Raw genomic sequence first — 20,422 nt, forward strand, 5'->3', positions numbered from 1 at the left:
TTTTAAACGCAAATGTCTCCCACCCTACAAGGCCATATAGACCAGTCTGAGCTAGCCATGCTTCTGAAAAGAAAGGATGAAACGGCTATGGAATATTTGTACAATAATTATTCCCAGGCACTTTATGGTATCATCTTAAGGATCGTAACTGACGAGAAAGTAGCTGAAGAAGTAACTCAAGATGCCTTTATAAAGATATGGGATAAGATAGATGCGTATGATGCTACAAAAGGTCGATTGTTCACCTGGATGCTTAATCTGAGCAGAAATTTGGCAATCGATAAACTCCGCTCCAAAGAAATAAAGAGAGTACAAAAAACTGATGAGTTATCTAATAGCGTATATGATGTTGAGAGACAAAATCTCATCCATCAGGATATTGATGGCATAGGCGTTAAAAAGTTTTTAGATAAACTGAGAGATGAAGAAAGACTCATTGTAGAGCTTATTTATTTCAAGGGCTATACACAATCGGAGGTGTCCAAGGAAAAGGATATCCCATTAGGTACAGTAAAAACACGCCTCAGAATGGCTTTAATTAATTTAAGAAAGGAGTTAGGTGTAGGGTGAATATTCAGGAGTACATATCGTCAGGTATCTTAGAGGCTTACGTATTAGGTGAGCTTTCGCAAACAGAACAGCAAGAAGTTCTTAATCAGGCTCAGCAATACCCTGAAATAAGGGAGGAGATTGAGAAAATAGAGCTTTCGCTGGAAGCGTTGGCATTTGAAACAGCAGTACAACCGTCTGCTGATTTGAAAGGTGCCATCATGTCTAAAATTTCAAGTAATAAGGAAGAAGTTGTAGAAGAAAGTAAAGTAGTGCCTCTACAAACCAGCTCATATTCATCAGGCTGGAAGTGGGCAGCGGCCGCATCTGTAACCATTGCAGTTACCACATCTATTCTTGCTTATTCTTACTATAATAAATGGCAAGCTACTGAATATGAGCTGGATACATTAGTGGCTCAGAATGAGAGAGTAGCACAAGATTACAATCAGGTCAATCAAAAGCTTGAACAAATAGAGAGTGATCTCTCTATCATAAACAGTAGTGCGTACAGTAGAGTAGCAATGAAAGGGACAGATAATTCTCCTGAATCTTTAGCTTACATCTATTGGAACGAGTCTACTGAAAATGTGTACCTCAGCATTAGCAACCTGAAAGAGCTAAGCAAGGAGAATCAATATCAGCTTTGGGCCATTATTGATGGTGCACCGGTAGACGCCGGCGTATTTAGTCCGGGTTCATCTCAGCTTCTCAAAATGAAAAACATTGCCGGAGCATCAGCATTTGCTGTTACCATAGAGCCTAAAGGTGGTAGTGAATCACCTTCATTAGAAACTATGCAGGTATTGGGTGCTGTATCTAAAGGCTAAGCCTTCACAGAATTTTTCTTAAACACTTTAATGAATCTGCTGGTGGTATTCACCATGTTTTTGGTTTCAAGTAAGATGTTGAAGTATAAGGTGCTGGTTCTTTTACTCTGACCCTTTTTCCTCACATCTTTAATTTGAACTTCCATGAGATTTAGAATTTCATCTAAGGTTTCCCTTTTCATTGAAATGAGTTTATTCATCTTCTGGCTATCGCTGTGATGAATGACTGCAATGGCCTGATTCATAAATTCGGTGAACTTAATGGTCAAGGATTCAAGGCCTTTCATCTGCTTTTTCCGCAGTGGAGAGTGCATGTTCTTTACATGATCCAAACTTTCAGTAATAATGAATTTAATGGATTCATTCAGGTCTTGCTCTAATTCATAAATAGATAAATAAACCTTACTGGTAATGGCCTCGTCTTCATCCATCCTGTTAATGAATTTGATAAGATTAGATTTAAATTTCTCACTCTTATCAATGAGTTCATCTAACTCCTCAATGGATTTTTTCAGAGGCTTTTTCTTTTCTTTCAGCAGGCCTTCCATTGATTTTTGAAAGAGCTGATTGGCGATGGCCAAATTCTCCCTGGTTCTATTATTAATTTCTATAAGTGCCTTATTTACAGGGATAAGAGAGGTCTGCGCCATAAGCTTATCGGCCAGCGTTTTCTTCCTCTCTTTTGCCTTGTGGTAAGTGAAGCTTCTGAAAATAGTGATGCCGGCGATCACCACTATTACTGCTACCATTGAAAGACCGAATTGGTAAATTACAAAAGCGAAAATACCGGAAATGGTGAAGGCAATTAGCGCAGTGCCTAACCAGCCAAGGATTACATTAATTACCCCAGACACCCTGTAAACTGCACTGTCTCTGCCCCAGGCTCTATCAGATAGTGATGAACCCATAGCCACCATAAAAGAAACATAGGTGGTGGATAGCGGTAATTTTAAAGATGTGGCAAATGCTATTAGAACACTGGCAATAGTAAGATTTACAGAAGCTCTAACCAGGTCAAAGGCAGGGGCGTCATCCTCACTTATAGTTACTTCGTTTTTAAAGTTTTGCTCTATCTGTACTAATGCTCGTTTTGGTATTATGCTCATAAGACCTCTTCCTATACCTCGAGCCCCGATAACAAGACCTCTGGATACGGCATTAGCCTTAAATCTTTCTGTACCTGAATCCTGACGGCCAAGATTTACCTCGGTTTCAGTAACTGATTTTGCCTTTTTAGAAAACCATAAAGTGAGCACCATAATAGTGCCTGCAATTAATAATAGATAGGTGTCAGTTTTTACGGGCTTAGTTAGTGATGTCATGAGCAGTTCATCGGGTTGAAGACCAGAGCCCGTCCATTCTTTAAATGACTCCAAACCCGCAATTGGCACACCTATAAAGTTAACTAAGTCATTACCTGCGAAAGCCATAGCCAAAGCGAATGTGCCAAACAGAACGACTATTTTTAATATGTTTATTTTGAAAATCTCGTGAAGTATATAGAAGATAATGCTCCAGGCCAGGAAAGAGACAATCGATATTTCAAGACTGTTATTTTCGAACCACTGTACACTTTCGTCAGACATAAAAGAGCTTCCTTTCACACCTTTTATAATAAGAAAGTAACTCAGTGCCGTTACTGCTAATCCGGCCCAAATGACGCCGATAGTTTTCATACGCTTCTCATATTGAAAAGTGAAAAGTACACGGCTAATGTATTGTACAATCATCCCCACCGTAAAGGCTACCGCTACAGATAGGAAAATGCTGGATACAATGGTGACGGCATTATCAAAATTAATATAGGTGTGGAGTATGCTTAGGCCATTATCATTATCAAGGGTCTTGAGAAAAGCCACACAAAAAGCGGATCCTAAAAGCTCAAACACTATAGATACCGTGGTAGACGTAGGCATCGCAAAAGTGTTAAACAAGTCTAGCAAGATGATGTCCGTGAGCATTACCGCCAGGAAAATGATCATCACATCAGAGAAGAGAAAATGGTCCGGAAAAAATATACCTTTTCTGGCTACTTCCATAATTCCTGAAGAAAAAGTAGCGCCTAAGATTATACCTACGCTGGCTACTATAAGGATTACTTTTCGAGAAGCCACTTTCGAACCAATAGCCGAGTTAAGAAAGTTAACAGCATCATTGCTAACCCCAACTACAAGATCACTTATCGCTAATACGAAAAGAAGAATTATGAGTAATAAATATACTTGTTCCACACTTTTATGTTTTGCATTACGAGCTAAATAACAAGAAAATAAGCGTTTTGTAATCTTCAGTTAGGAAGCTTAACAATTAATTAATGTAATACGGAGCCGTTTGTTAAAGAAAATCTGACTTTAAAAAATCCAGTGGCCAAAGAGGTGTCGTATATAAGCCAAGTATATTGGTTGATGAAGCTAGTTCACACGACACGATTTGAAGTTGGCATGTCTTGCGTTGGTTGTCTTGTGACTGTTAAATTAGTTTCAGGTTTCGAGAGTCCCGGTTCATAGCCGGGACTTTTTTTATATGTGTTCGTTAATGATAGAAGTCACTTTATCGGCTTGGGCTAATATCATAAAGTGAGTTCCCTCATCAATTTTTATAGCTTTATCATGACACGGTATGAGCCTGTCATTAGTGCCATGAACACATAAGCATGGCACCTCTTCTATATTCTCCCAGCACATGATCTGCTTTATAGCCCATTTAAGAAAGAGAGGATCCGTGTTTTGCACAAAATCTTCCAATAGCTTTTTGCTCTCCTCATCTTCTACACCAAAAAACCAATTTGAAATGAATGGCGGAGGTGTAAGTTTAGAAGGAGGTATAGCTCTTATGAAACCTGTTCTTCCCATAAACCTCATTCCGGCTGGCACCTCAGCCTTAGTAGGCGCTGAGGATATCAAGATAGTTTTTAAAGGCTTTTTAATCTTGGCAATCTCAATTGCCACTATTCCTCCGAATGATAATCCCATGAGCATGAATTCTTCAGAAGAATCAATCTCTTCGGCCATTCTGTTGGCATAATTTGAGAGGCTTTCATCTCTCTCAGGAGACTTCCAGCTAATATGTTTTAAAGGATGTTTTAATTTCAGTTTTGCGAAGGCTCTTTCATCTGCCCCTAATCCGCTGATGGCGTAAATTATCATTTTGATATTCAGGTCTCTACAAATAAAATCTTCTATATATAATTCTAAAGATGAGTGATAGTTTAGAATTTAAAAAATAACAGTTACTAATTGCCTAGAACTTACATCTATTCATTACTAAGCTATATTTTTTAATATATTTACTAAAGCCAATTTTTTTAAGGTGATGAAGAGAGCGCTATTTTTATCCTTACTAATTATTACTTTCAGTTATAACCTGTTTGCCCAAGATCAGGACCCCTTGGAAGCTGCCTATGAAAAGGCCAATGCAAAGCTTAAATCAGAAGATTACCGAGGTGCAGCACTAGACTTTTCTCAACTCATTAACTCAAAGTTTAAAAACGATGAGGTGCTGGTGAAAAGGGGTGTAGCTTACTACCATTTAAAAGATTATGCTAAAGCTAGTCAAGACTTTGATGAGGCTGTAAAAGCAAGAGTAAATACTGCAGAGCTGTTGGGATACAGAGGGCTAACAAAATATGAGCTTAAAGACTACCAAACAGCCGCTGATAATTTAGAAAAAGCCATTGGCCAAGGGTTCAATTCGCCAGAGGGAGCCTATTATTTGGGTAATGCCAAATTCAGATTGGAAAGCTTTCAAGATGCAATAAAATATTATGATATGGCGGTGAATAAGGGTTATTCAGATGCCACTATTTTCAATAACAGGGGTAAAGCTCACGCCAATCTGAAAAATTACGATAAGGCTCTGGCTGATTTTAATAAAGCGCTTAGTGTAGATGCTAATTATGATAAGGCTTTAGAAAATAGGGCGGAGGCTAATTTCGAGCTGAAAAAATGGGACGCTGCGGCTCAGGATTATGAGCAACTTATTAAGAGTGGTCAGGTTACTGACGAGAATTTTGCCAGAAAAGGTATAGCTCTATATGAGTCTGGGAAAACTGATGAGGCTGCTAAGGCTTTAGAAAGTGCAGTACAGCGAGGAAGTAAGAGACCGGAGTTGAGAGCTTATCTTGGAGAAATTTTTCTTCAGCAAAAAGATTATAAAAAGGCGGCTCTATACTTTGAGCAAGCCACTAAAGATCAGGATACCAAAGAAAATTTTGCCAAGCTAGGTGAGGCTTATTATTACAGTAAGAACTATTCTGCTGCAGATCAGGCGCTATCTCAATCTATTAACAAAGGCGGAAATAATGTTGATGTTTATCTTTTTAGAGGTCTATCCAGAAATGAGCTTAAAAAAGAAGAGGCACTTTTAGATCTAAAGCTTGCCGTTGATAAAGGAGCCAAGAATTATGAAGCTTTCAAGGTATTGGGAGATTTACAATTCAAAAAAGAGGAGTATCACAGAGCGGTAGAAAATTATAATAATGCCCTTGCTATGGATGCTTCAGATCCTGTAGTGTTTAATAACAGAGGAAAAGCCAAATATTTACTAGATGATCCTAAAGGAGCTTTAGCAGATTATGATAAAGCACTTTCATTAAAGGCTGACTACAACAAGGCACTTGAGAATAGAGCGGTGGTTAGATTTCAAATGAAAGATTGGAAAGGTGCTAAGGCAGATTATATGGCTTTGAAAAATGGTGGTGGTTCAGATGCGGAGCTTTATAAAAACTTAGGTATTGCTGAGTTTAATCTTCAGGAATATGAGGCCGCAGCTGCAGACCTAAAATCAGGCATACAAAGAGGAGCTACCGGATCGGAAATAAACTACCCTTACGGAGTCTCGCTTTATAAGACTGGAGATAATAAGCAGGCCTTCACTTATCTGTCTAATGCCGAAAAAGAAGGAGTGTCAGATCCTGCCATGTATGAGATGCTTGGTATTTCTGCTTATGAATCTAAAAATGCTGGGGCAGAGGGTTTTTTAAGCAAGGCGATTGATGGTGGTGCAAAAAGCAAGCAGGTATTTCATTACCGTGGAATGCTGCGCTACTCCTCCGGAAACGTAGATGGCGCACTTGAAGATTTTAAGAAAGTAGAATTATTGGGAGCTGCTGACTATGATGTGTATAAGACGATTGGAGGAATCTATTATGCCAAACAAGATTATAAGAATGCCATTGCCTATTATAATAAGGCCGTAAATCTAAAATCTGATGATCCTGCTATATTCAATAATCTTGGGCAGGCGAAGATGAGCATGAAGGATTACAATGGAGCAATTACCGATTTTGACAAGGCCTTACAACTAAAGCCGGATCTAGGTAAAGCACTTCTAAGTAGAGGAGTCGCTAATTTTGAATTGAAAAATTATGAAAAGGCCATCGCCGATCTCTCTAAAGCCAAAGAGGCGAGTGGATCAGGCAAAGAGGTAAACAAGATGTTGGCCCTGGCTTATTATAAAACTGGTAATACTGAGGAAGCTAAAAAATACCTTGAAGCTGCAATAAAAGACGGAGCAAAGAGTGGTGAGCTATATCTGTATGCCGGTTTAATTAATTATGATCAGAAAGAGTATAAAAAAGCCGCATCGTACCTGGATGAGGCTGAGAAGCTGGGAGAAAAATCAGCAGACATTTACCAAAAGAGAGGTGGGGCTAAATTTTACCTTAAGGATTACATTGGGGCGATTAAGGATTTAAGAGAGGCTGAAAAGGTTACTCCAAATAACGTTACTGTAGCCTCTCAATTAGGATTAGCATACTATGAGCAAAAGCAATATGAAGATGCTGCGGCTTCATTGAAAAAGGCAGTCAGTTTAGGAGCTAAAGATCAGGAGGTGTTTTATAATTTAGGAAATGCTCAGTTCAGAATGGAAGCTCATAAAGAGGCTGTCCAGAGTTATGATCAGGCGATAGCAGCAGGAATGTCTGACGAAGTTATATATAATAACCGAGGCAAAGCAAAGCTATTGCTAGGTGAAACTAAATCAGCTATAGCAGATTTTGACAAGGCTCTTGGAATCAAATCAGATTATAATGTGGCTTTGCGAAATCGAGGGGCAGCTAAGTATGAGTTAAAGGACTACGCTGGAGCCGAGGCCGATCTCAATAAAATCATTGCTAGCGGTGAAGGAGGCAGAGAAGAGTACCTTTATTTAGGTGTATCAAAATATGAAACTGGAAAGTTAGATGATGCTCTCTCTTATCTTGAAAAAGCCAAGTCTTTCGGAGCTGATGATAAGTTACTTTATTATGGGTTAGGAAATATTTATTACTCACAGGAGAATTACGAAGAAGCTATTTCGAATTTGAGTAAAGCCATAGAAAAAGGGATTGACAAACCTGAGGTTTATGCTAATAGAGGTAAATCTCATTATGCTCTAAATAATTTTGTTAGTGCTATTCCTGATTTAAAATTAGTAGTAGATAAAGGGGCAGCAGATGCTGAGATTTTCAGACAGTTGGGTGCTGCCTATTATGAGCAAAATAACTTTGAGGAAGCACTTTCTGCTTTGAATAAGGCTATAGAAAAAGATCCTGCCAAGGGTGAAACTTATTATAATAGAGGTAATACTAAATTCAGGTTGAAAGACTATGATAGCGCCATCAAGGATTATGATCTAGCAGAACAGAAAGGCTACAGAGACCCTATCTTGAGTAATAATAAAGGGAAAGCCTATGCAATGGCTGATAATGTGGAGAAGGCCATTGAAAGTTATTCTGAAGCTATAGAGCAGAACGGTGATTATGCTAAGGCTATAGAAAATAGAGGTAAGTTATACTATCAAACCAAACAATATGATTTGGCCTTAAATGACCTGGGTACTGTGCTTGATATGCAGGATGAGTCAGATGGTGAAATAGTATATTTTATTGCAGATTCATACTATCAGAAGGAAGAATACAGAAAGGCACTGTCATTTTTCGATCAGGCCATTGAGGCGGGAAATAAATCTGGTGACACGTATTATCACAGAGCTCGAGCCTTGATAGAAACAGAAAACTATGAAGATGCTATCACTGATTTGCAAGCCGCAATTAACGCCGGCTTAAAAAGCGCAGATGTATATATGGACCGAGCCAGAGCTAATTTATTTCTGGGAAATATGAGAGCTGCCATGTCTGATCTTAACGATGTTATTGCAAAAGATCCTGAGAATGCAGATGCCTATTATAACAGGGCTTATCTAAAAGAAGAAAATGAAGATTATGAGGCTGCTATTCTGGATTATAATAAAGTGATCCAGCTTAATCCTGATGATGCCGCTGCTCACTATAACCTCGCGAATGCAAAGGTATCTGCTAATAAAGTGGGTGCCGCCTTAGAAGCTATTCAGAAAGCCATTCAATTAGATGATTCAAATGCTTCATATTATAAAGTACAAGGAAACATTTTCTACCAGCTAGAAGAAGAGGACAAAGCGTGTGAAAGCTGGAACAAGTCTAAAGAACTGGGAGATACAAAAGCATCATATTTCATTAAACAATATTGTAATTAAATAAGATTCTGAATATGTAAGATTACCTGTTGGTCACCGTTTGTATATATAATTAGGAAAAGAGGGAGGGAATATGAACGTATTATATATTATTTCGGTATTACTATTAGCAGTTCCTACTAAAGAGGTTGAGCTGTCAGCTAAGGTAATTAATGTGATAGACGGAAATACCTTAGAGGTACTTACAGAGGAGGAGGAAACGGTAAAAATTTTACTAAGTGATGTTGATTGCCCTGAGAATGGGCAGCTTTTTTATGATGAAGCCACATCATTTACCAAAAAGACAGCCTTGAAGAAGAAAGTGACTGTTCAGATGAAGGGTAAGGATCGCTGGGGTAATAAGTTGGCCGTAGTCATCCTTAAGAATGGAGAATCATTAAATCATAAGCTTGTAGAAGAAGGGTTAGGATGGGCTTATAAGTCTGAAGATAGCAAGCTGAATGGTCTTGAAAATAAGGCCAAACAAAATAAAATTGGTCTATGGAGTCAGGAAGAAACAGAAGCTCCATGGATTTATAGAAGGAAGCAAACTATGCTTCAGGCCAAAGGACGCTAAACAATAATTTAAGAGTAATCTAGTTATTAAGGTAGATTACTCAAATACTTCATATGATCAGGTTCGTTTTTATATTCACTTTTCTACTGTTCGCCGCCACCATTTCAGTGTCGGCTCAGACTAAAAAACAGCCTGCCAATCAGAATAATTCTGGCAACTCGTTTCAGCCATATGCTGAAACACCTGTCGCCAATAGTGCTACTCAGAAAAAGTCTTCCAAAAAGAAAAATACTAAAAGTAAGAAATCATTTGCTTCATGGTTTAAGAAGGATCTTAACAATAAAAAGCAGGAGTTTTATGATCTTATGGAAGCTAATGCCAAGCGAGATCGTAAGATGGCTAGAAAAATGTTAAAACCTCAATATTCTGACCCAACCTATTTCGGTCATAAGAAGAAGCCCAAAAAGCGTAAGCCCGGAAAACGCAAGTTCTGCAAGGAATGTGGCATAGTTCACTAAGCCAGTGTATTAATTCCTATTTAAAACAGTTAGTCAATTTTGAAGGTTGTATAAACGTATCCAGTATTCAATGAGATACTAGGTTGAATATGCGTTAACTTTTAATTTTGACCCATGCAAAATCTTCATAGATATATAGAACAAACCAATTTAAAGCCTGTAATCACAGCCAGTGATATTGACACTTTAACTCAACAGGCAATACAACATAATTTCCGAGGTATCTGTGTGCCTCCCTTTTGGGTGAAAAAGGCTAGCAGAGATATTGCAGATCTAGATGTGCAGCTGGTTACCGTAATTGGTTTTCCGCTAGGATACCAGATGACAGAAGTGAAGATGGAAGAAATTAAGCTTGCTATTCGTGATGGAGCAGATGAACTGGATATTGTTATGAACATCTCGTCTTTTAAAACAGGTCTTCCCTGGACAAAGATTGAGCTGGCAAAATGCAGTAGCCTCATACATGAGCATTCTTGTTTAGTTAAGGTAATTATTGAAACTGCCTACCTTAATGATTCTGAAATAGAAACAGCCTGTAAATTATGTGCTGATGCGGGTGTTGATTTTGTGAAAACTTCTACCGGGTTTGCCTCTGAAGGTGCTCAGTTAAAGCATATTGAACTGATGAGAAAAGTGTTGCCTTCACAGGTAGGCATTAAGTCCTCGGGTGGAATAAAAACCAGAGAGCAGGCTATTCAGCTCATTGAAGCTGGTGCTGATAGAATTGGAACTTCTTCAGGAGTTGAAATAGTATCAGTGTAATTATGAAGCATCTTAATATTCAGGTTAAAGGTCTGGTGCAAGGTGTTTTCTTTAGAAAAAACACTAAGATAGAAGCTGATAAAAACCACATCAAAGGCTGGGTGAGAAATGAAATGGATGGAAGTGTATACCTTGAAGCCGAGGGTGAGGAAGAAAATTTTAAAATTTTCCTGGAATGGTTGCATCATGCTCCCGAACATTCTATAGTGAATGAAGTAGTAATAAATGAAGGTAATTTAGATCATTTTGATGATTTTCAAATAAGATATTAATCCCTTTCTTATGTAATGTTTATCACAGATATATAAAGTCTATTCATCTCATTTCTAGGACTTTGTGAATCTAATCCATATCTTGTGCCGCTTAAACTTTAATAAACAATGCTTACCTTTGCAGGCTATATGTAATATATATTGCATTATGTTCGCATTTTTTTAGATAATCTTAATTTTTGATTATGAAACTTTCTAGAGTGGTGAAGAAAGGAATGAGGGTTGATTTGCTAATAACAATTTTCTTAGTAGGGATAACAGTTTCATCTGTTATGGGGCAATGTGTTGCGGATGACCAATCTTTTTACCCGGTAGACTCGTGGAGGGGGTATGTTTATGATGGCATGGCCAACTATACTTCTACCGACTATCAGGGATATATTTCTGAGGCTGATAATTTTGATCAAAGCTTCTGCGGTGATAACTGTGATTTTACTACCAGTGGCTGTGATGTTAACACAGAGACTTTTTCAGTTCGCTATAGAATGAATAAGAACTTCACTTATGGTGTGTACAGATTCACTGTTGGTGGTGATGATGGTGTACGCCTAAGTTCTGACGGAGGATCTAGTTTTGTGCTGGGTGATTTTAATCAGCATTCATATACTACCTACAGAGGCTATTTAATTCTTAATGGTTCTCATAATATGGTTTTCGAGTATTATGAAAATGGTGGGCAAAATAGAGTGTCCTTAAATTATCAATACCTGGGTGTTAATTTCGGAGGTACAGTGGCTGCTGATCAAAATTTTTGCGGGTTTACTGCTCCGGACGCTGATGCCTTTACCTCATCTGAGGCTGCTATTTTCTCAGGAGGAGGTACGCCGACTTATCAATGGCAAATATCCACCGACGGCTCATCCTGGTCTGACATAAGTGGAGCTACCAGCGAGACCTATGATTATGGCACAGTAGCAGCCGGCACAACATACTTTAGACGTAAAGCAGAAAATGGACTTGGTGATACGGCTTACAGCAACACCATTACATTAACCTATGATGTGCCTGCTGGTGATGAAACTACATTTGGTAATGAGCAGTGGATAGGCTACGTATATGATGGTGCGGCTGATTTTTCCACTACTTATATAGGTCAAATTACAGAAACGGAAATTTTTGATGAGTCATTTACAGGTGATAATACCGCCTTTAGCACTGATGGATGCGATGTGACCACAGAAACATTTAGTGTGCGATTCAAAATGACCAAAGATTTTTCGTGTGGAGATTATACGTTTACGATTGGTGGTGATGATGGTGTGAGGTTAATAGTTGACGGCGTTACAGTAATAGATGCTTTTTCTGACCATGGATATGGCACATATTCAAATAGTACTTCGCTAAGCCTTGAAGGATCTACTGATCTTATTTTAGAGTATTATGAAAACGGGGGTTATAACAGAGTTACATTTAATTATAGTCAAGTGGCCTGTACCCTTCCGGTTGAATTGACATCATTTGATGTTGATGGAAAAGATGATTACAATGAATTACATTGGAGTACGGCTTCCGAATTAAATAATGATGGTTTTGAGGTGCAGAGAAGTAAAGATGGAAAGAGCTTTGAAACCATTGCATGGGTTGCTGGTCATGGCACCACTAATGATGAGAAGTTGTATAGTTTTGTAGATTATGAGCCTTTGAAAGGTAATAATTACTATAGACTAAAGCAGATCGATTTTGATGGGCAATATGAATACTCTCCTGTGAAGTTTTTATATCGTGATTTCCCGCTTAGACTGAATATATATCCAAATCCGGCCAAAGATTATGTGATTGTGAAAGGTTTAGGAGATGATTTTTCGGCTTACCTCAATAATATAGCTACTCAAGCTAAATTCACTTTACCACAAAATGGTAATACACTTCATGTTGCAGATGTACCAGCCGGTGTTTATGTGATGTCTATCACTACAGGCGGACTAACTCACGAGGAAAAAATAATAATTATAAAATAATAGCAGGGATAAAGATTAACAGATGGAAGTTGCCTTAAGCAATTTTCATCTGTACTATTCCTTTGTGCTTATAGATCTTTAGGTCGAATTGTGATTGAATGAAAGTTTTCATTCTGTTCTCTGCCAGTTCTGATTTACGACCTTCTGGGTAGAATACGGTAAGTTCCAATACTGCCTTTAAGAAATTGGGTTTGTTGCAGAAATCAATTAACCAGTCTTTGTAAGTCTGTTTCCAGTCGTTTAGATATTTCTGGTAGTGATCTTGTCCATCAAATAGCAGCTCTAATTGATTATCGGCATTTTGGAATCTATATATTCCAGATAAGTTACTGTAGAACTCTTGAAGTCTGGTGGTGTACTCTGTTTCGTGAGTTTTAATTCTTCTTACAGGCTCATCTAACAAACCTAATGGATTAAACTGATCTTGGTAGTATTTTTTAGCAAAATCGATGAGATATACTATCAGCTCTCTTTCGCTGTTAATCTGGGCTTGCTCCAGAATGTAGTTCTTATCAAGTTTAAAATACTTTTGGACCATAATGTATAATCTATCATGCAAATATAATAGATTCTTGCTTTTGTTACTCTACTAAAAAGGGTTAAATAACTATTTAAATGGTGAATTCTCTTCTTTAGCCATTACGTTATACACCATTTTATCCATAAACCCAGGTGCCCATTTGTTAAGGAATACGGTCAGTTTCCCCTGAGTGGTTAGAGTTAGGAATTTTTTACGCTTTTTGGTGGCTTTGTAAATATGCATCGCACATTCTTCAGCTGTCATCATTTTATCCTCTGCTCGTGGCGATTCACCTTGATGGCTTCCATCGGCAGTAAGTGAACTCTTTCTGATATTAGACGCGGTAAACCCTGGGCATGCCGTAAGTACATGCACATTTTTCTTGAGCATTTCAGTACGTAAAACCTCTAGAAAACCCTGTAAAGCAAACTTGGAAGCAGAATAACCAGTTCGGCCAGGTAGACCGCGGTAGCCTGCAATAGAGGAGATGCCCACTACAGAACCCTGGTTCTTCTCTATTTCCGGAAGGCAGTATTTTGTAGCATAAAGTGCTCCGTAAAAGTTAATATCCATTACTTTCTTCACTATAGAAAGATCCAACTCAGAAAATAGGGCCCTCATAGATATACCTGCATTGTTTATTAATATATCAATGCGTCCAAAATGCTTGATGGCTTCTTCAGCCATGGCCTTATTATCTTCTTCTTTGCTTACATCAGACTGAAAACCGGTAACCTCAATGTTTTGCTGTTGTAATTTGGCTACGGCTTCATCAAGGGCTTCTTTTTTACGGCCGGTTATCATGATTTTTGATCCATGACTTCCGAAAATTTCAGCCAAAGCCAAACCTATTCCTGATGATCCTCCAGTGATGATGACTACTTTATCTTTCATAGTTGAGCATTTATGTCTGCGAAAATAAGAGTTTAGAAATAGTTTTAAACCTTCTTTTCAGAAAATGGCTAATTTTGCCGCCCTATGTTTATGCTGAAGTGGTTATCCCGGCTCCCCATGTGGATGTTATATGCATTATCTGATATAATGTATGTGCTAGTGTATTATGTGCTGGGCTATAGAAAGAAAGTGGTCTATAGTAACCTGCGAAATTCATTTCCTGAAAAGTCCAATGCCGAGATTAAGGCTATTGCAAAAAGCTTCTACAAGGGCTTTATGGATTTTAATATGGAAACACTAAAAGCATTCACTATTTCAGAGAAAGAGCTGTTAAAACGGGTGCAGTTTACCAATGTGCCCGAGGTGGAACCACAGGCAAGGGCTAATCAATCGATTTTGGTTATGGCCTCTCATCAGTTTAATTGGGAGTGGGCTCTACTGGCGGGCTGTTTGGTGCTGCCATTCCCTGTCGATGCTGTATATCAAAGGCTGAAGAACACTGGATTTAATGACATCATGCTCAAAACCAGAGGTAAGTTTGGTGGGCAGCCTATTGATAAGAATCAGATATTGCGAGCCATACTTAAAACAAAGCATCGATTAAGGGCGTTGGGCATTGTTGCTGATCAATCACCGCGCAGGAATTCTCCGAAGTATTGGACAGAATTTATGAACCAGGAAACGGCCTTTTACATTGGTTCTGAGCAGATTGCTCAAGCGGCTAATTTTCCTGTTTACTTTTTTAGAGTTACCAAGCCAAAAAGAGGTCACTATGAAGTAGAGCTAGTAAAGCTTGCTGACCCGCCCTATGACAAGCAAAGTCACAACATTCTTGAGGCCTATATCAAAGAAACTGAAAGACTCATTCGCGATCAACCGGAAGGATATTTATGGTCACACAAAAGATGGAAATTGAAGAGAGATCAAGAAAAGTGATTAATTAAGATATCTTTCTGCTCCGGTGTAATGCAGTAGAAATCACTTGCTCTTTTATATTCCTCTTCTTTCTTACCATCCTTACCAGTTTTGAGCTGTTGGTTGTAGAAAGCCAGATAGGCATTGGTGTCGTTGCGGGTAGCATATATAACAACCTCTGTAAATTCCCTGCTATCGATATTAGAGTAGGCTATGCCTGTAAATGCTTCCATGTTATTATCTTTTAGGCCATTCAGAAAGGAGCCAAAGCCACGGTGAAGCGGCATTTTTCTTGGAAGCTTATTTTCTGGAAACCAATTGTTCTCAACATGAGAATATGGAAAGATCGACCATTTTTTGTTAGCCTGCCACATAGCTATAAATATGATGATAGCTTCAATGATCCATACAGCCCATAACCCAAAGTCTTTGACCGTAATAGAGCCAATAGACCATAATCCATATAAGGAAACGTCATACATATCCTGGACCAGTGTCACCGGGTGCAACAGATAATAAAAGAAACTCGATGTGAAACTGACTTCTTCAATCTCTGAGTATGAAGTTTTTATTACTATTGCCATAAAGGCTGACCATTGAAATATCATAGCGAAGAACCAAATGGTAATCAGACACAATAATTCATTTCTATATCCGACTATATGCCCATATTTCACTACCGGAAAGGATAGAAAGCCTAAGGCAACACCAAATGCCGCGCATGTGACAAAATTAAGGTATATCACGGGCATAAAATTTATGGCATATGAATATGCAATGGCCAACAGCGGAACAATAGTTAAGACCTCAATGACTAATATTACAATAGCCTTTGTGCCAAACTTGGAGGATGGTAAGTAAACTTCGCCAGATTTCATCTTACGATAGTAGTGATTCTATATCAGACTGTGAAAGACTTTTCACAAAACTTTCTTCAGTTGTGATTAGATCACTGGCAAGTTTCTTCTTATGACTTTGCAAAGCCAGAATCTTTTCCTCTACCGTGTTTTTAGTGATAAACTTATAGGTGAATACTTTATTCTCCTGTCCTATTCTGTGTGCTCTATCTACTGCCTGAGCTTCTATTGCTGGGTTCCACCACGGATCTAGTATAAATACATAATCGGCTTTTGTAAGGTTAAGACCTAAACCACCAGCCTTCAAGGAAATAAGGAATACCTTAAGCTCAGGTGTGTTCTGGAACCTTTCCACTTGCCCTTGTCTGTCTTTCGTAGATCCATCCAGATAAGCAAAATCTATTTTTCGCTCTTTTAAATGATCTGCCAGAATAGAAAGGTGCTTTACAAACTGACTGAATATTAGAATCTTATGATCATCCCTAATGGCATTATCTAGTTTCAAAATCACGTCTTCCATCTTACCCGAATCACCTTCATATTCCTGATCTACCATTTTAGGGTGATTAGCAATCTGTCTAAGTTTGGTTAAGCCTTGTAAAAGCAGAAGTTGCGACTTATTAAGTCCTTGTGACTCAATATTTTCAAGAATCTTGTTGCGATAGAAAGATTTTACCTTTTCGTATTCTTTTTCCTGGTCATCGGTAAGCGGGCTATATTGAATGTTCTCAACCTTTTCAGGTAATTCAGTCGCCACTTGAGATTTATGTCTTCTCAGAATGAATGGTTTGATGATAGCATTAAGCTTTTTCATCTTGTTCTCATCCTGCTTCTTTTCAATAGGATTTAAAAACTCATTCTTGAAGAAGTTCTGGCTACCAAGTAATCCTGGGTTGATGAAGTGCATTTGAGACCATAGGTCCATAGTGCTGTTCTCCAGAGGAGTACCCGTTAAGATTAAACGGTTTCTGCTATTTAATCTTCTCACAGCCTTAGCAATGTTAGATGCAGGATTCTTAATAGCTTGAGATTCATCCAGGATAATATAGTTGAAATAGTATTCTGTTAAAATATCAATATCTAATCTTACTATTCCATATGAGGTTATGATAACATCATACTTGGCAAATTTCCTTGGGTCTTTATCCCTATTGGTACCAGTATAAATGAAAACCTTCAGCTTCGGTGTAAACTTTTTAGCTTCTACTTCCCAGTTATAAATCAATGAAGTAGGCATGATTAGCATAGACGCTCCTTCTACTCCAGCCTCTTTTTGAGCCTGTAGCATGGTGAGTGTCTGTACTGTCTTACCAAGACCCATATCATCAGCAAGACAACCACCAAATTTGTATTGATTAAGGAACATCAGCCAGTTATAACCAGCTTTCTGGTAAGGTCTTAATTCACCTTTGAAATGTCCGGGCACATGGGTGTCATCGATTTTTTCGAAACCTTTCAGTGACTCGAGTTTTCTACTCATAGTCACTTTGGCCAGGTTGCCACTCTCAAGGTCCTGAACCAAAGCCAGGTGATGTTTTTTAAGCTTAGGAATGCCGTTCTCGTCTTCTTCAGCAAAAGCGAATAACTCGGAATATTCCGTAAGCCACGATTCTGGTATAACTGCAATTTCACCATTTGGCAATGTGATCTCCATTTTCTTTTTAAGAATGAACTTTCTTAATTCTTTAAAGGAGATTTCATATTCACCAAACTGGATCACAGCATGAATGTCGAACCAGTCAATATTTTCTTTTACTTCAACTTTTATGCGGTACTCGCCAATAAAGTATTTTTTCTCAGATTTACCTTTTTGAGTAATCCTGAAATTTCTACTATCTAGATCATCACGGTGCTCATCTAGCCATGCAAAAGCCACAGTTTTGCTTAAAGTAGCTTTGAAGTTTCTAAGCTGAAGCCCAGATTCTTGAAGAAACTGTATCACTTCTTTTTCATCGTCTAGCTTACGCTTTACTCTGTGGAAGGTGTAGTTATCTCCGTCTTTTTCCACGGTCACACTTACAGGGCCTATGTTATTGGCCTTAAAAGTGAAAGGTCCGTATTTGAAAGCGAGCTCAAATACCATTTTGCCGCTATCGGCTACCTCTGGCTTTTTAGAATCAAATAAGCTTAGATTAGATGCATTTCCGGCTAATTCTGAAATAGACAATAGCGGAATTGGATCATATTTTTCGCTGTTTATATCAAAGCCTTTGGCATAAACATCAAAAGAAGCAATAAGTGGAGCCACGAACTTATTGTAGTAGGTTTCTTCTACATTTCGAGGTATCACTATAAACTTTTTATTTAGGAAAGGTGCTAATTTCTTTCCATCAACATCTTTCTCAAAAGAATAAAGTTTGCCATCCAGAACCATCCAAGCCGGGCTCTTGCAAATAATGTAAGCTCCATTATATTGAAAATCCACCTTTTCACCGTCATATTTTATGGTAGGGAAATAGTGGGTGTTATCATCATTTCTTCTAAAATGAAACAGAACAGTAGCTTTCTTATCAAGCACTTCGATCTGTTTCCAGGCCGGTTCGCCATCGTTACCCATTTCGAAGACCCATTTGCCCTGGAGTCTTTCCAGTACCTTGGCTCTTCTTCTTTCCATGTAGTTTTCTATTTCACTCTGTAGCATTTCATTGCCCTTGGATGAATCATAGATTTTTGGAAAGAACTCTTCCGGCTTTACATTTTTCTTGTTGAAATATTTAATAACTGCGCCTTGCTGCATAGAGTCCATAAGCTCAATAAGCTCATAATCAGTGTTGTCTAAACCTGATTTAAACTCCTTTGCGTTTTTAGCGGATATATTCTGGTGCTGTAAGGTTAACTTGCCCTTATCGTCCAGATGCACCACGAACGACTCGAATAAATATCCAAGATATTCGTGCTGGTATAATGAGTAGATTATCTGAAATGGTTGTGCTGCTGATACTTTCATAGTTAAAATACAAACAGAACTTGCAAATTAAGGAAAATGTAGATTTCTGCCCCTATGATGAGCCCTAAAAATCGTTAAAATGCTAAAATTTTAGTTTGGATTAATTTTATTTAGATAATTAATCATGGATTAATATCAATGTTATAACATAAGAATTCTATTAAATAATAGGCTAATAGCTATTTATAGGTTGGATGCCGAATTGTAACGAGTAGCAATTACGGCAGGTCTGTAAGAAATGAGTAGAGTTATAAATATAATACTCCCAGAGGTGTATATGAAATCATTTAACGCCATTCTTACAGGATAGTTTTCTAAAACTGAAGTTTCCATACCCATTGAGATCAATCCGTAGTTTTGCTGAAGCCAGCAAATAGTCCCTCCAAGGATCAATCCGAGGAAGGCACCACCTAAGGAAATAATGGCTCCTTCAGCCATAAATATCTTTTTAATCAGTGCATTACTAGCTCCCATAGCATAAAGTACTGAGATGTCTTTCTTCTTATCCAGTGCTAACATGGTAAGAGCGAAGAAAATATTAATAGACCCAATGGCAAGGATAAAAGAGAAGGCGATGAACACGAAAAGTTTCTCGAGGTTCAGAAGCTTATAGAGATCTGCGTGCTGCTCTTCATTATTTTGAACTTTAAACTGGGCTGTGAGTTTCTCTTGTAATTCTTTTTTTACATCGTTTATCTTATAATCGTCTTTAACTTTTACTTCTAAAGATGTCCGCTTATCTCCATAGTCCAGTAGCTCACGGGCAAAGTTAAGAGGCACGAAAATATAGTTTTCATCGTAGTTTTTCTCAATGGCAAAAACGCTTCCTGGTAAAATATTTTTCCGACTATATAGCTTACTGGGATCTAAAGAGCCTGACTTAACATCTTTTATGTAATGTACTTGCAGGGGATATACATCAGTGCCTGGCATAATGGATAATGTATATTGAACGCCTCTTCCAATAATGGCATAGTTTAGTCCATTTTCATGGAGTTTGAGCTCACCCCCTACAATGGCTGAGTCTATTCTGTTTTGATCAAGAAAGTTATCACTAACACCTTTGATAATCACCACCATATCCGCATCTCTATAACGGACATAAGCATAATCTTCAATGACTTCGGTTATAATATCTACGCCTTCGGTAGATTTTATTGCAGAGGCCATTTCTGAAGAATAAATGAATGACTTACCTTCTGTAGCTTCTATTTTAATTTGAGGATCAAAAGCTGTGTACAAGGATCTTAATAGCCCCTCCAGACCATTGAATACAGATAGCACAATAATAAGTGCAGCAGTACAAATGGCTACTATTCCTAATGAAAGAAGCGAAATAACATTAATGAAATTCCTTTTTCTCTTAGAGAGGAAGTATTTGCGGGCTATAAAGAAAGGTAAATTCAAAGA

At 38.1% G+C, this 20,422-nt stretch carries 16 protein-coding genes; 9 read left to right on the plus strand and 7 right to left on the minus strand.

Annotation, left to right across the window (positions count from 1 at the left end):
- The first annotated feature begins 12 nt into the window (after positions 1–12).
- Positions 13–570, plus strand: coding sequence for an RNA polymerase sigma factor (locus tag LVD16_RS05760; protein ID WP_233772970.1), 558 nt, complete (start codon positions 13–15; stop codon positions 568–570).
- Positions 567–1,379: an anti-sigma factor gene (locus LVD16_RS05765; protein WP_233772971.1), complete on the plus strand. Its 813-nt coding sequence runs from the start codon at positions 567–569 to the stop codon at positions 1,377–1,379. Before LVD16_RS05760 ends, LVD16_RS05765 begins: the two co-directional genes overlap by 4 nt.
- Here the strand turns inward: LVD16_RS05765 and LVD16_RS05770 are convergent.
- Positions 1,376–3,610 carry an inorganic phosphate transporter gene (locus LVD16_RS05770; RefSeq protein WP_233772972.1) on the minus strand — a complete coding sequence of 745 codons (2,235 nt, stop codon included), beginning with the start codon at positions 3,608–3,610 and terminating at the stop codon, positions 1,376–1,378. The two genes, LVD16_RS05765 and LVD16_RS05770, sit on opposite strands and share 4 nt — an antisense overlap.
- A 288-nt stretch (positions 3,611–3,898) precedes the next feature.
- Positions 3,899–4,525 (minus strand): alpha/beta hydrolase, encoded by a 627-nt coding sequence (locus tag LVD16_RS05775; protein WP_233772973.1) that lies wholly within the window; start codon positions 4,523–4,525, stop codon positions 3,899–3,901.
- 166 nt (positions 4,526–4,691) lie between these two features.
- Between LVD16_RS05775 and LVD16_RS05780 the strand changes: the two genes are divergently transcribed.
- From LVD16_RS05780 to LVD16_RS05805, 6 genes are all read left to right on the plus strand, one after another.
- Positions 4,692–8,873, plus strand: coding sequence for a tetratricopeptide repeat protein (locus LVD16_RS05780; protein WP_233772974.1), 4,182 nt, complete (start codon positions 4,692–4,694; stop codon positions 8,871–8,873).
- Between the two features lie 73 nt (positions 8,874–8,946).
- Positions 8,947–9,429, plus strand: a complete 483-nt coding sequence (locus LVD16_RS05785; RefSeq protein WP_233772975.1) for a thermonuclease family protein — start codon at positions 8,947–8,949, stop codon at positions 9,427–9,429.
- A 53-nt stretch (positions 9,430–9,482) separates the two neighbouring features.
- Positions 9,483–9,887: a hypothetical protein gene (locus tag LVD16_RS05790; RefSeq protein WP_233772976.1), complete on the plus strand. Its 405-nt coding sequence runs from the start codon at positions 9,483–9,485 to the stop codon at positions 9,885–9,887.
- Between the two features lie 114 nt (positions 9,888–10,001).
- Entirely contained in the window at positions 10,002–10,649 is a 648-nt protein-coding gene (deoC, locus tag LVD16_RS05795) for a deoxyribose-phosphate aldolase (RefSeq protein ID WP_233772977.1), read from the plus strand.
- Positions 10,650–10,651: 2 nt separating this feature from the next.
- Positions 10,652–10,921, plus strand: a complete 270-nt coding sequence (locus LVD16_RS05800) for an acylphosphatase (RefSeq protein WP_233772978.1) — start codon at positions 10,652–10,654, stop codon at positions 10,919–10,921.
- A 185-nt stretch (positions 10,922–11,106) separates the two neighbouring features.
- Complete coding sequence (locus LVD16_RS05805) at positions 11,107–12,879, plus strand: DUF8696 domain-containing protein (RefSeq protein WP_233772979.1); 1,773 nt, start codon at positions 11,107–11,109, stop codon at positions 12,877–12,879.
- 34 nt (positions 12,880–12,913) lie between these two features.
- On the opposite strand, the gene LVD16_RS05810 is transcribed toward LVD16_RS05805, so the two are convergent.
- Together LVD16_RS05810 and LVD16_RS05815 are read right to left on the minus strand one after the other, a co-directional pair.
- Entirely contained in the window at positions 12,914–13,417 is a 504-nt protein-coding gene (locus tag LVD16_RS05810; protein ID WP_233772980.1) for a hypothetical protein, read from the minus strand.
- Positions 13,418–13,486: 69 nt separating this feature from the next.
- Positions 13,487–14,293, minus strand: a complete 807-nt coding sequence (locus LVD16_RS05815) for an SDR family oxidoreductase (RefSeq protein WP_233772981.1) — start codon at positions 14,291–14,293, stop codon at positions 13,487–13,489.
- Positions 14,294–14,377: 84 nt separating this feature from the next.
- On the opposite strand from LVD16_RS05815, the gene LVD16_RS05820 reads away from it, so the two are divergent.
- Positions 14,378–15,229: a lysophospholipid acyltransferase family protein gene (locus LVD16_RS05820; RefSeq protein WP_233772982.1), complete on the plus strand. Its 852-nt coding sequence runs from the start codon at positions 14,378–14,380 to the stop codon at positions 15,227–15,229.
- On the opposite strand, the gene LVD16_RS05825 is transcribed toward LVD16_RS05820, so the two are convergent.
- From LVD16_RS05825 to LVD16_RS05835, 3 genes are all read right to left on the minus strand, one after another.
- Positions 15,217–16,086, minus strand: a complete 870-nt coding sequence (locus LVD16_RS05825; RefSeq protein WP_233772983.1) for a hypothetical protein — start codon at positions 16,084–16,086, stop codon at positions 15,217–15,219. The genes LVD16_RS05820 and LVD16_RS05825 overlap by 13 nt on opposite strands.
- Position 16,087: 1 nt before the next feature.
- Positions 16,088–19,012 carry a DEAD/DEAH box helicase gene (locus tag LVD16_RS05830; RefSeq protein ID WP_233772984.1) on the minus strand — a complete coding sequence of 975 codons (2,925 nt, stop codon included), beginning with the start codon at positions 19,010–19,012 and terminating at the stop codon, positions 16,088–16,090.
- A gap of 183 nt (positions 19,013–19,195) precedes the next feature.
- Positions 19,196–20,419 carry an FtsX-like permease family protein gene (locus LVD16_RS05835; protein WP_233772985.1) on the minus strand — a complete coding sequence of 408 codons (1,224 nt, stop codon included), beginning with the start codon at positions 20,417–20,419 and terminating at the stop codon, positions 19,196–19,198.
- Positions 20,420–20,422 lie beyond the last annotated feature (3 nt).

This window comes from Fulvivirga ligni, from assembly GCF_021389935.1.
Classification (GTDB): Bacteria; Bacteroidota; Bacteroidia; order Cytophagales; family Cyclobacteriaceae; genus Fulvivirga; species Fulvivirga ligni.

Excerpts from the sequence above, each read along its gene's own strand:
- LVD16_RS05760 (WP_233772970.1), top strand. The coding sequence starts at position 13 with ATGTCTCCCACCCTACAAGGCCATATAGACCAGTCTGAGCTAGCCATG.
- LVD16_RS05775 (WP_233772973.1), bottom strand. The coding sequence starts at position 4,525 with ATGATAATTTACGCCATCAGCGGATTAGGGGCAGATGAAAGAGCCTTC.
- LVD16_RS05780 (WP_233772974.1), top strand. The coding sequence starts at position 4,692 with ATGAAGAGAGCGCTATTTTTATCCTTACTAATTATTACTTTCAGTTAT.
- LVD16_RS05785 (WP_233772975.1), top strand. The coding sequence starts at position 8,947 with ATGAACGTATTATATATTATTTCGGTATTACTATTAGCAGTTCCTACT.
- LVD16_RS05790 (WP_233772976.1), top strand. The coding sequence starts at position 9,483 with ATGATCAGGTTCGTTTTTATATTCACTTTTCTACTGTTCGCCGCCACC.
- deoC (WP_233772977.1), top strand. The coding sequence starts at position 10,002 with ATGCAAAATCTTCATAGATATATAGAACAAACCAATTTAAAGCCTGTA.
- LVD16_RS05800 (WP_233772978.1), top strand. The coding sequence starts at position 10,652 with ATGAAGCATCTTAATATTCAGGTTAAAGGTCTGGTGCAAGGTGTTTTC.
- LVD16_RS05805 (WP_233772979.1), top strand. The coding sequence starts at position 11,107 with ATGAAACTTTCTAGAGTGGTGAAGAAAGGAATGAGGGTTGATTTGCTA.
- LVD16_RS05810 (WP_233772980.1), bottom strand. The coding sequence starts at position 13,417 with ATGGTCCAAAAGTATTTTAAACTTGATAAGAACTACATTCTGGAGCAA.
- LVD16_RS05815 (WP_233772981.1), bottom strand. The coding sequence starts at position 14,293 with ATGAAAGATAAAGTAGTCATCATCACTGGAGGATCATCAGGAATAGGT.
- LVD16_RS05820 (WP_233772982.1), top strand. The coding sequence starts at position 14,378 with ATGTTTATGCTGAAGTGGTTATCCCGGCTCCCCATGTGGATGTTATAT.
- LVD16_RS05825 (WP_233772983.1), bottom strand. The coding sequence starts at position 16,086 with ATGAAATCTGGCGAAGTTTACTTACCATCCTCCAAGTTTGGCACAAAG.
- LVD16_RS05830 (WP_233772984.1), bottom strand. The coding sequence starts at position 19,012 with ATGAAAGTATCAGCAGCACAACCATTTCAGATAATCTACTCATTATAC.